Source organism: Acetobacter malorum (genome assembly GCF_001580615.1).
GTDB classification, from domain to species: Bacteria; Pseudomonadota; Alphaproteobacteria; order Acetobacterales; family Acetobacteraceae; genus Acetobacter; species Acetobacter malorum.
Genome location: NZ_LHZC01000046.1, coordinates 59,211 through 72,640 on the forward strand (window position 1 = coordinate 59,211; position 13,430 = coordinate 72,640).

Consider the following 13,430-nt stretch of genomic DNA (forward strand, 5'->3'; position numbering starts at 1 on the left):
TTACAGGGAGGGTTCAGGAGATTCTTCTTCGAGTTCAGGCTCTATTGGCCCAACGCCGTTCGGAAGAGGTTCGCCCAATTTCCATTCCTCTTCCATTCCATGGCGTATGGCAGAGAACTGAAAATCCATCTCGCACTTGATGTTCTCAGGCTTGAGATCTTCATCCAGACACGTAACCAGCTTGTAAAGCTTCACCAGAGATGTATCCGGCAGGTCTTTCAGCCACTCGACAAAATCGGTCCGGTCATAGAAAGAAAGAGGTATAGCTTTTGAGGCAGGATCGGAAGGCGTGTTGCCGTCCCAATTCGTCAGGACCAGATGACCGCCAGACCGGCCTGCTGTGGTGAATTCATAGTCGCCCTGATCATCGCCCGTATAGGTTGTGTATTCCTTTTCCTTATACATGCACAGGGCATTTTCGCAGGCCTGACTGAAGACGTCAGCCTGAGAGACATAGGCTTCCCACGCGTCGTCATATCGAGCATCCACAGGACGAGCATCCACAGGATCTTCGCCATCCAACTTTCCGGTTGCGTCGAAGTTGTAAGCCTTGATATCCCAGGAAAGGCAGTAGTCACGCTGCCCGCCTGCGTCATGAAAACTATGCTGCCCCAAGGCAACGATGATATCTTCACGAGATTCCAGAGGAAACTTGTAAGGAGCCTCAGATGCCGGATCGTTACACCGCTTCATTTCCGGAAGCAGGTCAATCGGGGTGCGTGGCCCCACGTAGCGGCCGCGAGCGATGCCCTGGGCGATAAGATCCGGCATGTCGGGTGAAGCTGCACCGCGATCAATATCGGGCGCTGCGCCCTCACGGTAGCGCGGATGATCTCTGCAGAACTGTGAAAAATCTTTCCAGCCAAGCTTAGTGATGCGCTCAAGCTCTATGCTCTGGACGCCTGCGGGTACCCCCTGCATGTGCCGATCCAGAATGACCCGGCTGTTGTCATTATCGAGAACAACGATGCCATTGATCTCTGATCCGACAATGCCTTGGTTGTAGGCCGAACTCTGGACCACTGAGAAAGACCTGCCGCCCTCGAACGTCACTGTGACGTTGTCTTCGGGGCGATCATACATATAAGGGCCGATTTTTCTGCTAACCTGAGACATCAGTCATACCTTTACCTTGGACCCGCGCGCCGGGCGCTTCAGCTTTAAGCTATCCTTGGAATTATATAGAAAAGCCTTGCAAGGGACATACGGGCAAGGCCAAAACGTGATCCGAACAGGTTAGCACGAAAGAAATATGTCTTATGGCGATCATCCGCTCTCATTTAACTGGGCATCCCTATAAGCCAAGGCGAGAGTGGCCTGATCAGGCTCATGTCCAGTGGGGCGACCATGGCCTGGTTTTCGGAGAGGGCAAGAGCTACAACACCGCCTTCTTCGAGGCCTTTCCGCGTGATGGTACGGCCGGCTTTATTCGGGGAGAAGGAGCTACCATCGCTGACGCCGAGGACAATGCTTTCGCCCAGTGGGAAAAGTTCTTTGAGTGCAAGTCTCACGGAGGGCACCAGTGGGGGCGGAGCCGGCACCGCGTGGTCGGCGACAAGCCATATGCGAACGGAGGGTGCTTTTGTCGGCGATGCGGTGCTTTTGAGACGGTGATGCAGCCAATAGTGGAACTGGGGGGGTGGAAAGAGCCGATCTCTGATATGGAGCTCGACGCCATATCCCTTGGCTCAACCTGGAACATGAATTCCCAAAAAATTCCCAAAAAGTTCCAGAAAAGACTTTACCTGCGCGCCCGAGTTTTTGGCGTGAACATTCCCAAGCCACCTTCATTCGATGAATACGAGGAGTTCGCCGGAACGCGCAAAAGCGAGATGCGCGCTCTTTACCGCGAATATGTCAGTTCTTGCGAGCGCGCCGTGGCCCAATACCTCAAAGATAAGCCTGAACAGGAAAGCGCCGTGACTGAGGGGGTGGGCACGGAGCGACTGTTCTCCTGTCTGGTTGCATCTCGGCTCAAAAAACTCAAAGAGTCTTGACAAATTTACCATATGCATCAACGGTAAATTAAAATTTGCACGGACAGATCGGAATATGACCGCGATAAAATTAACCTCTGCGGGCAGGAGCTTCATCACCACTTCATGGACAGCCCAGGAAGTCCTGCGCAATCGCTGCAGTATCATATTCATGAGCCACGACGAATGGTCAGGCCCCAGCCATCAAAATCGTTCCCCAACCACTGTGGTTCTCGATGTGAGTGTCGATGATCTTTATGATTTTATGACCAGAAATAAAGGTCGATCTGTGATTGATCTTGCCCCTCTCCAGGATACAGCAAGCCACCGCGGTCCCGCGCAGCTATCCTAACCTCATTGAAAGTCTGGATTTCATGACAGCTCCCCCCTCTCTGGTTGTATTCGACGAATTTGGCCATTACGCTCGGGAAAGAGAAGACCTGAAGAAAAAGTTGCTTGATATTGATGGGATTCCGAAGAGCACGTTCGCCGTCCAGCGTGATGGAAGGGTTTTTGTGTTCGGGAAACTTCTTCAGTTGGTCAGCCACAGCAGGGCTGCGAACGCCGCGCCGGATAAAGATATTCGGAGCATCGCCAAAGACCTTCTGCCTCAGGCAATAATCTCACCTTCCAACGCGATCCTTGAATACGGGATAGTCCCAGTCCCTTATCGGATCAATTACGGCGATCCAGTCGCAAATATCGGTGAGCGCTGTCTCGTGCATGCCCCCTTCCAGGCGAGGATTCCCGAGATTTTTCCTGATGCAGAGTCCATGTGTCCGGCCATGTCTGCCATACTTCTTGGTGGCGTCTGGAATGAAGAGCTTCCTCATTCTTCTGAGCGCAATCAAGGCTTTGCTGGCCAAAAATTCAACTATCGAGGGCAGGATCTGATCCTCTTGCACCCTCTTGGCCTGGAACATCTTCCGCCGAAGCCAGAGATCCCTTCGATCCCTTCTTCGTCTCGGGTGAATGTTTCAGATGGGGGCGAACTGATGCAGGCGCTCACGATTGCTCAACAGCCGGAACTGGATCGAGCAGTTGAGTTCAGAAGCGGCTATCCACCGGTCGGGAAGACCTTTTTCGACAAGCTCCGCGCAATTGAAAATGATTGGCTGTCAGAAACATCTGGTGCGATCAGAGCCATGTTCAGGGCCGATGGTAGTGAAGACGCTCTGGCACAGAAACTCACGGGGCATCCGGAAATTTTGGAGCGACTAAATGCTGAGTTTTCGGAGGGCTGGAATTTTGACCAGGATGATGCAGAAGATCTGCGTGAGCTGCGAAAATCATACCCAGATCTCTCCGCTCTTTCAGATAGCGCGATTTACGCGCTGTATGACCAGTATCAGTCTTCAGATCGGCTAGTCTCAAGGAACTGGCCAACTGAACGAGACGTCCGCTTCTTTACCTATCTCGCTGGTCGTCTCTCTACCAGGGCGACACGCCCTGGTATCAACATTCCGGGTGATGATCGGTCCTTCGGAAGCATTGGGCGCTGGGCATCTTACGGTATTTTATGTGACATGGACCTGGACAGTGCCATGGCATTTGGTTGCGAAGTTCAACACTTTGACGCAGCCCTCCGCCGACAGGCTTCCACCATCCGATCAGCGATGCTGCATCTTGCTTCTTTGGCGGCAGAACCGGCTCCAGAGCTTATGGTTGGCATGCCCGTAATGACGCTCAGCGATATTCTTTCTATCGGCAGAAAAGGCAATATCATGGAGAGTAAGACAACGCCGGGGTAAGATCCTCAAGGGATGGTGCTGCCTTCTGAAGATCGCATTCCAGGATACCCCCCCCTGGATTAAGGCCATTTTAGAGAGGGTCCTTAGACGAACAATCAGATCGTCAGGGATCTTCTCGCAGGCCGTGATATGCCTGGAGTGGTGGGGGTGTTCGAGATCGAAAGGATAGACGTATTCCATGGCAGGACCGCTGGTAATCACGTTCACGGTCATTAGGACATTTGACTGCGTCCCGAAAAACCAACGGCATCATGACGGCTCGACAGACAATTCCTCGTTTACAGGACCTTGAATATTCATAGTTGGAACGTGCTCGGAAAGGGCGCACTCCGGGATAACCCCCCTCTCGATTAAGACCTTTTTCGTGAGCGTTTTCAGTCGATCGATCAGATCTTCCGGGATGCGCTCACAATGCTCCCTTTTTGTGGAGTGGGGCTGTCTTTTGAATATGGAAACGATGGATGTGTCCTGGATCGTCTTCGCCGTCGGGGCAGGGGAGAAGCCAAACTTCCCTGAAAATTCTCGACTACCCATCGGATAATTGCCATCGGCGGAATATAATGCCTGCAGTTTCCCTCTCCCTTGATTGGAGAGCGACATTATTTTCGTGACTTCCTTCCCAGCGATATTATAGGTTATGCCACGATATGACGATGACAGGAGATTAATCGCCCGACTGTCGTTCGTCGCTGCTAAATAATCAAAATCGCAGTCATAGACATTACTTTCAGGCGCAACGAATTCGCCAGGCAATTTCAAAATCGTCATTGCTTCATTTTTAAGAGAAACCGGGTCTTTCTCCTCAAGGAAAGGCTCCGCTGCTGGCGAGGCTACGATTGAAAATCCATGTGCTGCCGGATCTACAGAGACCACAAACCCAATGTTGTTGGTAAAATATTCCGCCATCTTTTTTTGAGCGGTGAAGCTCAGAACCGTATTTTCAGACAAACGGCCAAGCGGCCGTGACGTCAGGAGCAGGAAAGCCCCCTCTCTTTGAATGATGCTCAAAGCCATATTTTCGTATACGCTGTCCGTTCTGGATGCTGATGAAAAATGGCTTAACAGTTCGATATCAGAAGTAAGGATATTTGTTGCCCTTATTCCAATATTTCCCCACACATCATGTGTCCTGATGCCTCTATATAGCCGGCGTCTTTCATGATTGGGCACTGCAACATTCTGACGGGCTGCGTATGTTGTGAGGCAGCGCATGACATCGTTCACTTTCGGATCGCAAACGTCAGAAATTGTCATGCCGGGAGACGATCCGGCGACCATCACTGGCCGGCCATTTCTTGTGACGGGCTTCATCCCCCGCAGTTTTTCTAATTTGCACTTCGATAAAACAGAGTTCAGAGATACGAGAAATCTTGTTTGGTCGAGCAGATTATCGAAAATGGGAGCACCTGGGGACGGTGTATTTTTTAACGCGCGGAACAAAGATCTCGAAGGAGATACCACCCATTCACGCAGACTCTCCTTGATGATGCGATCGGAAACCTTTGGCGAAAAACCTGTTTGCAGGGGAGCGGCAGGCCATCCAGAAGGTGGGCGTTTCCAATGTTCGTCAAAAATAAGAGCGTCGCTGCGGGTTGGGATCTTTGTCATGATAATGGGTTGCTCTCTGTTAGGAAGTGACTGGCGCGTCGCGTTTTCCACGGTATTCATGAATATCAAAACGTGATGCAAGGATAAATATCACCTCGACGTTAACCCCCATTTGCCTTTCGCCGCAGTTTGGCCGGCATAGCATTCAGAAGTGCATCGCGCGCGGTGTCGCCCTTCAGGGACTGCAGGCGCTTAAGCATCGAGCTTTCCATCGCATACGTCATCTCACTCCGGCCCATCCCATTCGCATGGCAGTGTGATAGAAGCCAGTTCAGAATAACGCTGTCCCCTGGCCGTGAAGGAGAGAAATTCGGGCTTGAGTCATAAACAAGGAGCGTAATATCGTCGCGCGAACTGTCTGATGCGCCCATAACTTCCGCAACTGCGCCAAAGTATCTGTATCCTACTTCGTTAGGATCGTCATCAGGGTTCACGCCACATGAACTCACGTCCATGGAAACCTGCAGCCCATCGATCACAGAGCAGACCTCCGGTGAGATCCCATTTTCTGGGAAAAGGCGCTCGCGTTCCTTCCGTCGACCTTCCTCAACGAACACTTCAATTGTTTTGGCCACGGCGGCCTCTGCCTCTTCCTGGGCCATACCCATCACTACAAAAGCGGTGAGAAGCTCGCTTTTCGCCTCTTCAACAGGGTTCACGGGCTTTTTTGCCTTGGCCATAAATCTCTCCTTGAATTTCCTTTATTATATCACAAAATAATCCATTCGACAGTCCTCTTCGTGGACTTTAAACAATAATCCTTGTAAGCCATACGTCCCGCAATATGGAGCAAATACAATGCAGCAGGGTGTCGAGCAGACCATAGACAAGACCATTCGCCTGTTCTCCTCGAACGCTCGCTGCGCTCTGGAAAAAACCATACTGGAAAGCGATGCCGACGATCTCCCGTCCGAGGTAGAGAGACTGTATCGTCTGTCTTTATCGACAGAGCGGGCATTCGACCCCCTCACTTATGCTCTGGCCGAAGCTTTCGGTGAGAAGGTCACCGACCATCGCAAGGTCAGGCCCCCAGAAGAGAAGGATTATATCCTATTGTCTCTGCTGGCGCTGAAAAGCGGCAGGATGACCCACGATGAAGCCATCCGCATGGAAAGTTGGCTCTCACAAAGAGATATGCTCCAGACTTCCGAGTGCGTTTCAAATCATATTGCGCAGGTTCGTGAGGTGGCTGATGCTCCACTCATCATAGGCGCATCCAAAGCATGCTCTCACATCCGGCAAGAAGGAGTTTCCCTGTGACAGAGAGTGCCATATCCGAATGGCTGGCTATCGCACAGGCTGGGCAGGACAAACCGCCAAAAAAGGACATCGAGCGCGTTATCGCCTGGGTAAATGACCTCGTGGCTGAGCGTCATATAGAGGCCCTTGCCTGTGACCTCCACATACTGAACCCGGAGAAGATGTCGATTGCTGCAATGGTTGCCGTATATCGAACATCTGCCATCCTAAAAGACGAAATCCCGTTGTGGCAGGATTTCGAAAAGAAGCTGCGGGCTGAGCTTTCCAGACGAAACCGCGATGACGTAACGCTTGAGGTGGGGCCTGACGCGCTAGACAATGAGCGCGTGGCCATGTTCGAGGCTTTTGCTCTCACACTCCGGTCTACTCCTCCTGAGATTGATACTAAAATCCAAAAGGTTGCCCCTCTCAGCAGAAGAGCAAAGGTTAACCAGGCATTCGCAGAGGCCTGGCTCTCGAACCTTCTTGAAAAGATCCGGCTCTCCATCCCGGCCGCCGAAGGCATCCTGTTTCGCGGCGATCTGCCATCAGGAAAAGAGGCTGAGGCCAGTGATCTCATTGGAACTTACGATGTTATCTTTCAGGATAGCCTGGCGGCGAGAGCGACTGATTTTGACCAGTTTGAGCGGCAACTCCTCCAGACCCATGCCACCATCCTGAAAGCCAGAAGGGATAAACTGCCGGGTCGCTACAGAACATTCAGGGTCGGGGTAGGGCAATACGACTTCGTTGATCCCAACAAGGTGCGCCAGACATTGCAGGCCGGGTTCGAGATCCTGACTACGATCACAGCCCCTTTCTCACGCGCTATCTATCTAGGGTTCCTTATCACGGAGGTTCACCCGTTCATGGACGGGAATGGCCGCGTCTCCCGGTTGATGATGAATGCTGAGCTGGCCCGCGCATCCTTGCCGCGCATCGTGCTACCCGAGAATCTCTGGGCCGGTTACATGGAGGGGTTGATGGACCTCTCTCTGCACGGAGATACGGAGGAACTGGTGACAATCCTCGAAATCGCATTAGCGTGGTCATCCTCCGTGCCGTGGGGTAACAGGAAAAAAGTCTTGAAGGCGATAGGTGAGGCCAAATCCACAATGCACGACGAGAAAGAGACCAAGGCCTGGATCACGAAGTATCTGACCTGATTTGATCTGGCCGGAGGTATATGTGGATTTGGCAAGGTAATCATAAAACACTGTCAGAGACTCAGCAATTCCCATCAAGAGCGCGTTTCCGGCTTGACGCACCTCTTCCAAATGTTCTTTTTATGTTCTCATTATGTGGGGGTGAGGCATGACTGGATACGTGGGGGACAAGACAACCGGATTTGCATCGCCTGCTTCCGACGCCATCGAAGGGCCTATTGATCTGACAGAAATCCTGGATCTAAGGCGTCCAAGCCGATATCCAGTGCGCGTGCGGGGGAGAACATTCTTCTCTCGCGGCATTCTGGATGGGGATGTGCTCATAGCAGATACCGCGGGGCAGCGGGCATCTGGGCAGTTGGTGATTGCTTCCGTCTCCGGGCAGCCCATTCTGGCGGAACTGCGTCTCATAAAAGAACGATGGTGGCTCGTTTCTGGCGATGATAGTAGCTCGCCAATCCTGGTAGACCCGGCTCTGGATGTTGATATCTGGGCTTGCGTGACTGGCGTGGTGAGAGAACACCCATGACCACGGTTTACGGGCTGATTGACTGCAATTCCTTCTACTGCTCATGCCAGAGGACCTTTGAACCGCGCCTGAAGCGTCTCCCGGTTGTCGTTCTGTCCAATAACGATGGCTGCGCCATTGCGCGGACGCCCGAGGCTAAGGCCCTGGGCATAAAAATGGGGGATGCCTGGCACCTCGTGCGCGGCGAGCGCAAGCTGGCGGGGGTCCAATGGTACTCCAGCAATTACCCTCTCTATGCTGATATGAGCCGCCGCGTGTATCAGGTTCTTCTGGACCACGTGCCTCGCGTCGAGCCTTATTCTATTGATGAGATGTTTCTTGACCTTACTGGCCTCCCTGGCGATCTGACTGAGCGATGCGAAACGATCCGCCAGCAGGTCGAGCAGATCACGAAAATACCGACCTGCATCGGGTGGGGGCCAACCAAAACCATAGCCAAAATGGCCAATTACATCGCCAAAGATCGCCCCGAAATGGAGGGGCTCTGCGACTTAACCGACGCTCGCACCAGGCAAAGATTTTTCCGCAACCTGCCCGTTGGCGAGGTGTGGGGTATCGGACGGAGGTTGTTACCGCGGCTTAATGATGCGGGTATCCGGACGATAGAGCAATTCCTTCAGGCGGATACCGCACTGATCCGCCAGATCATGTCGATAACGGGGGTTCGCCTGCAAGCAGAACTCCGAGGGGAGTCATGCCTTCGTCTTGAGGAGATGGCCGGGCAGCGGCAAGGTCTTGCCTGCACTCGGTCGTTCGGCCAGCCGGTCACCAGCTATGAGGATATGCGCGAGGCGATATCGGGATTTGCAGCCAGAGCGTCCGAAAAGCTCAGGGCGGAGAAAATGGATGCCGGGCATGTGAGCGTTTTTATACAAACCAATCCTCATAAGCGGGCAGATGGCTGGTACGCCAATCATGCGGCAATGACATGCAGTCCGACAAACAATGCCCTGGCTCTGATTGACTTATCGACACGTCTTCTGAGGGCGATTTGGAAGAGCGGATACCGCTACGCCAAAGGCGGCGTCTTGTTGAATGATCTCGCTCCTGCTGGGCGTCAGGCAAGTCTTTTCGATGTGGCGGACCAGCATTCTCCCGATCTGATGGACGCTATGGACGCCATCAATCGGCGTTATGGTAAAGAGGCAATCAGGCCGCTGAGCACGGGCATTCAACGGTCATGGCGGCCGAGGCAGGGGATGCTCTCGCCCCGCTATACTACAGACATTCGCGAGGTAATGGAGGTCAGAAGCTTTTAATCACCAACCTTCATCATCTTGAAAGAGCAGTCTGCTTTTATGAGTATACTCCTGGGTGGAGGTTGACGATATTGGAGTTATGAGGGATAAAATAACCTAACAAACTTGGTAGATTTCTTTGCCAAGAAAATCATATTATGGATCAATAACTTGCAGGAAGAGTGTTCCCCACGTGCATGGGGATGAACCGTTCTCTCTATAATGCCGTAGGAATGAACGGGGGTGTTCCCCACGTGCATGGGGATGAACCGCCGTAGCCGCAATATTCGACGGCGGGCAGTGCGTGTTCCCCACGTGCATGGGGATGAACCGGGTCCTATCCATTGTGTCGCATAGCAAACCGCGTGTTCCCCACGTGCATGGGGATGAGCCGAGCACAACTATCTTCTCAACCCTACTGCTGTTGCGTTCCCCACGAGCACGGGGGTGAAGCGAAAAGCCTACAGACGACGCCCCCATTTGGAGGCGCATCGTCTGGCGTGACTGGAAATGTTAAATTGACGGTGTGCTCTCGGCTCTCGGTGGCGCGCATTCCGGGGAAGGCTTAGGGCAGGGCAGCATGAGGTTCATCTCACGTGGATCCACTTTAAGGATACCTGCTTCATAGGCCTCTTGCAGCAAGGCGTTGAAAGCGTACGGGCTGGTTTTGTAATCGTCCATATTATCGCCCTGCAGCGCAGGAGTGGGGAATATGGCGCGGCACGCATTCACGAAGCCCTCAGGCGCACTGGACGATAGAGCCAGCGTCTGAATAGCGAATGCTTCGATCTGCGTTATGCGAACGGAATCAAAAATGGATGTCGCGTCACCCTCAGCCGCAAGGCGCTCGCTAAGTTCACTCTCTTCCCAATCGCAGACATCCAGCGCCGGAGCGCCCGCATCGTAACAAAGGTCGTCGAACTTCTGAAACACCGAAGATGAGAGGACAGTCAAGGCAGTTCCGAGGCGTTCGTTATCGGGATTGTCCATCGTTTAAACCTCCTGGGCTTGATCATTTGTTCTATTGAAGTCGTAGGCTTGCTGCGGTCTTAGGCACTCAGGGAGCGGGGCTATCATCGGACGATGGCTCGCGATCTTGAGCCGGGATCACCTCGTAAGACTGAGGCAAGGTAATCCTGTCACCCATGCGTTCAATGACCTCCTCCGGGATCATAATGCCGTCACACCCCGTCAAAGATAAATGTCCCTCCACAATCAGGTCGGAGGGCAGCGCCTCAAGTGCCGGGCAGTCATTAAGGAACAGATCGCCTTTCACATATATGCCATACGGCAGATGCGAAAATGAATCACACCGCTGAACGGTGATGCTGTTTCCTACACGCAAAGATGTCGGCAAAGTCTTGAGAGATGCGCAGTCAGAAACGACCAGATTCTGAGCAAAAATGCCTGGAGGCAAGAGGGATAATGAACCGCAGCGCCTGATGGCCAATACGCCTCCTGCCGCCAGACCTGCTGGTAAGACATTCAGGTTGCGGCAGTTATCGATGTGAAGATTTTGGCGCACGTCCGGAGCGAGACAGATCGATGCAAGGTTTTCACAATGACGGATACTTAAATCTCTTTGTGTCGATATTTCCGCCGAAATTGTTTGCAGACCTTGCATAGAACTGATCTCGATCCCGCTGCGGCCCGCTATCTTATCGGGAAGGGTAGAGACTTTTGGGAGCCCGGAAATCTCTACTGAAAGAAATCCTTTCAAGTAGGACGGCAAATTCTCAATAAGTTGGCAATCGCGTATGGCTAGTCTTCCTCCTGCCTCCAGCTTCTTTGCGGGAAGAGATTTCAGAGCCGTGCAATTCACAAGGACAAGGTCCTCATCGACGCGAGAAAGATTAGGAGGGAGTGATTTCAGATTGTGAGCGTTTTCAAAGCGTAGATCCCCATCTGAAATTCGCCTCCAAGTAGGCGGAAGAGATTCAATGTTCGGGCACGCAGAAATTGATATTTTATCGGCCTTAATGGTCGGATGGAGAGTTTTTAGTGCTGAGCATCGACGGAGTTCAAGTTGCCGTAGCTTAAGACCAGGGGGAAGTTCCTCAAGGCGCGAATTATTCGTAATGCTCAAAGTGCTAGACAGGCTCAGACCGTCCGGAAGCTTCTCAACATTTCTACAGTCCTCAAGTATGAGGGACCTGTAGGGGCCATCTGCCGGAGGAATCTCTTTTAATCTGGGGCATTCAATAACCTGAACATAAGTGTCCGGGGTGACGCCAAGAACACCAGACGACAGGCTGTAAAAAGAAGGGCAGTTGTCTACGGTCAGGGCATCCTTATAGATAACCTCTTCAGGAAGATATTCAAAATGACTGAGTTTTTTAAGAGTAACATAACCTCCGATCTGAATGTCGGATGGTAGTGTCCGTATAGGCGTATTACCTGTCAATCTGAGGTAGCCAGCCGAAAAATTCTTGGGAAAAGATGTTAACGACGAACAGTTTGTGAAGGCAATGGCAAGGCCTTTCAAATTCAGCCCGTCCGGAAGCTCTCTCAGTTCAGGATCTGTGATCCCATCGTACGTCCCATATCCTTTCCCTCGAAACTGCTGAGCAAAATCATAGGGGGTAGGGGCAATGGATGTCATGACATGTGATCCCGAAATAGACGACTGATGGGATAATCTGTTCGATAGTGATGCAAGGAACAACAGGGGCGAAGCCGCCAGATCCTGTGATGAGATGATGCGGTTGGGTAGAGGGTTGACGGTATTGGCATTTTGCAGGACAAAGGTTTCCAACAATCTTGGTGGATTTTTCTGTCGGGAAAATAATCTTGTGGATCAATAACTTGCAGGAAGAGTGTTCCCCACGTGCGTGGGGATGAGCCGTGCCGCAATAGCGGTTGCAGGCGAGGGGCATTGTGTTCCCCACGTGCGTGGGGATGGGCCGCCGGTGCGCTGTAACCACGTTTCAACTGATACGTGTTCCCCACGTGCGTGGGGATGAGCCGGTGGGTCTTCTCCATCGTGTCACACAAAGCAAGTGTTCCCCACGTGCGTGGGGATGAGCCGATACTAATAAAGTTATCGTCCAAAAAATGAGAGTGTTCCCCACGTGCGTGGGGATGAGCCGAATGTGATGCCCCGCTGCTTCTTTGGTCAGATGTGTTCCCCACGTGCGTGGGGATGAACCTGGACTGTTCCGCAAACCCATTCTCAATGGCCCGTGTTCCCCGCGTGGGTGGGGGTGGATCACTTGGATTCTGCGGCTTCAAACAGATTTTTCAGAGTTCCCCGCACGCATGGAGATATAACGCTTCGACAGGCAAGAAATTGCCAGATGCGCCGTAAAGCCGGGGCCTTCAGGACTCTGTTCTGGCTTAGCTCTGGTGCCTTGCGTGCAGGAGAGATAGCGTTCCCATGCAAATACGGCTCTCCTGCAAACGGGGACATCAACTCGTTATGCAAAATAGCCAAAATAGAACCAACAAGGATTGTTATCCATGGCACAAGCAGCGACTGCCAACATCAACCATATGCTCAATTCGGCATTGGAAAAATTCCAGTGCCCCGAGGATGTGAAAGAGACAGGTCCGGGATCTTACCAGTTCTCCATGGACGTCGATGTTCATGATCCGGAGGTTTTTTACAAGGCGGCAATCGCCCATTACGTAAAGGAAAATTTGCCCACTGATCGGCCACTGACACCGGAAATTCTACGCGATCTTATCGCGCAGGCAGATTCGACCATTGGCGGCTCAATCGATGGCGCAGTCACCCAAATCTGCGACCCCGGCCAATCGCCACTTGGCACTCAGATCCTGAACAGCGGGACTGATTATGTCAGCGGGGTTGAGGGGATTGATCTGCGGGCACCTGATATGGATGATGAAGGGCCGTGCCCTTAACCTCCGGCGCAGATAAACGAAAGACCGGACAGGATTGCCTGCCCGGTCTTTTTTATGGC

Annotated in this window: 12 protein-coding genes and 2 CRISPR repeat arrays; of the genes, 7 read left to right on the forward strand and 5 right to left on the reverse strand. The window is 52.4% G+C overall.

Features of this window, described 5'->3' with window-relative positions; all coding sequences use genetic code 11:
- Complete coding sequence (locus tag AD930_RS06495; RefSeq protein WP_156476892.1) at nucleotides 1-1,116, reverse strand: hypothetical protein; 1,116 nt, start codon at nucleotides 1,114-1,116, stop codon at nucleotides 1-3.
- Nucleotides 1,117-1,259: 143 nt separating this feature from the next.
- Here AD930_RS06495 and AD930_RS06500 point away from each other — a divergent pair, with 143 nt between their 5' ends.
- Both AD930_RS06500 and AD930_RS17725 read left to right on the forward strand, forming a co-directional pair.
- Nucleotides 1,260-1,997 carry a hypothetical protein gene (locus tag AD930_RS06500; RefSeq protein ID WP_061505571.1) on the forward strand — a complete coding sequence of 246 codons (738 nt, stop codon included), beginning with the start codon at nucleotides 1,260-1,262 and terminating at the stop codon, nucleotides 1,995-1,997.
- Nucleotides 1,998-2,350: 353 nt separating this feature from the next.
- Nucleotides 2,351-3,727, forward strand: coding sequence for a hypothetical protein (locus AD930_RS17725; protein ID WP_156476893.1), 1,377 nt, complete (start codon nucleotides 2,351-2,353; stop codon nucleotides 3,725-3,727).
- A 249-nt stretch (nucleotides 3,728-3,976) separates the two neighbouring features.
- On the opposite strand, the gene AD930_RS17730 is transcribed toward AD930_RS17725, so the two are convergent.
- A complete protein-coding gene (locus AD930_RS17730) occupies nucleotides 3,977-5,335 on the reverse strand; it encodes a hypothetical protein (protein ID WP_156476894.1) in 1,359 nt (452 codons plus the stop codon).
- A gap of 101 nt (nucleotides 5,336-5,436) precedes the next feature.
- Nucleotides 5,437-6,015 carry a hypothetical protein gene (locus tag AD930_RS06525; protein WP_061505576.1) on the reverse strand — a complete coding sequence of 193 codons (579 nt, stop codon included), beginning with the start codon at nucleotides 6,013-6,015 and terminating at the stop codon, nucleotides 5,437-5,439.
- Nucleotides 6,016-6,133: 118 nt separating this feature from the next.
- On the opposite strand from AD930_RS06525, the gene AD930_RS06530 reads away from it, so the two are divergent.
- From AD930_RS06530 to AD930_RS06545, 4 genes are all read left to right on the forward strand, one after another.
- Nucleotides 6,134-6,595, forward strand: coding sequence for a hypothetical protein (locus AD930_RS06530; protein WP_061505577.1), 462 nt, complete (start codon nucleotides 6,134-6,136; stop codon nucleotides 6,593-6,595).
- Nucleotides 6,592-7,740 carry a Fic family protein gene (locus AD930_RS06535; RefSeq protein WP_061505578.1) on the forward strand — a complete coding sequence of 383 codons (1,149 nt, stop codon included), beginning with the start codon at nucleotides 6,592-6,594 and terminating at the stop codon, nucleotides 7,738-7,740. The genes AD930_RS06530 and AD930_RS06535 overlap by 4 nt, the downstream gene beginning before the upstream one ends.
- A 148-nt stretch (nucleotides 7,741-7,888) precedes the next feature.
- Nucleotides 7,889-8,269 (forward strand): S24 family peptidase, encoded by a 381-nt coding sequence (locus AD930_RS06540; protein WP_061505579.1) that lies wholly within the window; start codon nucleotides 7,889-7,891, stop codon nucleotides 8,267-8,269.
- On the forward strand, nucleotides 8,266-9,528 hold the full coding sequence (locus AD930_RS06545; protein WP_061505580.1) for a Y-family DNA polymerase: 1,263 nt from the start codon (nucleotides 8,266-8,268) through the stop codon (nucleotides 9,526-9,528). Before AD930_RS06540 ends, AD930_RS06545 begins: the two co-directional genes overlap by 4 nt.
- A 161-nt stretch (nucleotides 9,529-9,689) precedes the next feature.
- Nucleotides 9,690-9,962: direct repeats of the CRISPR family, unit length 29 nt; unit sequence GTGTTCCCCACGTGCATGGGGATGAACCG.
- A gap of 58 nt (nucleotides 9,963-10,020) precedes the next feature.
- Here AD930_RS06545 and AD930_RS06550 read toward each other — a convergent pair.
- Together AD930_RS06550 and AD930_RS06555 are read right to left on the reverse strand one after the other, a co-directional pair.
- Nucleotides 10,021-10,497, reverse strand: coding sequence for a hypothetical protein (locus AD930_RS06550; protein ID WP_061505581.1), 477 nt, complete (start codon nucleotides 10,495-10,497; stop codon nucleotides 10,021-10,023).
- 67 nt (nucleotides 10,498-10,564) lie between these two features.
- Nucleotides 10,565-12,109, reverse strand: a complete 1,545-nt coding sequence (locus AD930_RS06555) for a hypothetical protein (RefSeq protein ID WP_061505582.1) — start codon at nucleotides 12,107-12,109, stop codon at nucleotides 10,565-10,567.
- Between the two features lie 214 nt (nucleotides 12,110-12,323).
- Nucleotides 12,324-12,713: direct repeats of the CRISPR family, unit length 24 nt; unit sequence GTGTTCCCCACGTGCGTGGGGATG.
- Nucleotides 12,714-12,966: 253 nt separating this feature from the next.
- On the opposite strand from AD930_RS06555, the gene AD930_RS06560 reads away from it, so the two are divergent.
- Nucleotides 12,967-13,371 (forward strand): hypothetical protein, encoded by a 405-nt coding sequence (locus AD930_RS06560; RefSeq protein ID WP_061505583.1) that lies wholly within the window; start codon nucleotides 12,967-12,969, stop codon nucleotides 13,369-13,371.
- The last annotated feature ends 59 nt before the right edge of the window (nucleotides 13,372-13,430 follow it).

Excerpts from the sequence above, each read along its gene's own strand:
- AD930_RS06555 (WP_061505582.1), bottom strand. The coding sequence starts at position 12,109 with ATGACATCCATTGCCCCTACCCCCTATGATTTTGCTCAGCAGTTTCGA.
- AD930_RS06500 (WP_061505571.1), top strand. The coding sequence starts at position 1,260 with ATGGCGATCATCCGCTCTCATTTAACTGGGCATCCCTATAAGCCAAGG.
- AD930_RS06550 (WP_061505581.1), bottom strand. The coding sequence starts at position 10,497 with ATGGACAATCCCGATAACGAACGCCTCGGAACTGCCTTGACTGTCCTC.
- AD930_RS06530 (WP_061505577.1), top strand. The coding sequence starts at position 6,134 with ATGCAGCAGGGTGTCGAGCAGACCATAGACAAGACCATTCGCCTGTTC.
- AD930_RS17725 (WP_156476893.1), top strand. The coding sequence starts at position 2,351 with ATGACAGCTCCCCCCTCTCTGGTTGTATTCGACGAATTTGGCCATTAC.
- AD930_RS17730 (WP_156476894.1), bottom strand. The coding sequence starts at position 5,335 with ATGACAAAGATCCCAACCCGCAGCGACGCTCTTATTTTTGACGAACAT.
- AD930_RS06545 (WP_061505580.1), top strand. The coding sequence starts at position 8,266 with ATGACCACGGTTTACGGGCTGATTGACTGCAATTCCTTCTACTGCTCA.
- AD930_RS06495 (WP_156476892.1), bottom strand. The coding sequence starts at position 1,116 with ATGTCTCAGGTTAGCAGAAAAATCGGCCCTTATATGTATGATCGCCCC.
- AD930_RS06560 (WP_061505583.1), top strand. The coding sequence starts at position 12,967 with ATGGCACAAGCAGCGACTGCCAACATCAACCATATGCTCAATTCGGCA.
- AD930_RS06525 (WP_061505576.1), bottom strand. The coding sequence starts at position 6,015 with ATGGCCAAGGCAAAAAAGCCCGTGAACCCTGTTGAAGAGGCGAAAAGC.
- AD930_RS06540 (WP_061505579.1), top strand. The coding sequence starts at position 7,889 with ATGACTGGATACGTGGGGGACAAGACAACCGGATTTGCATCGCCTGCT.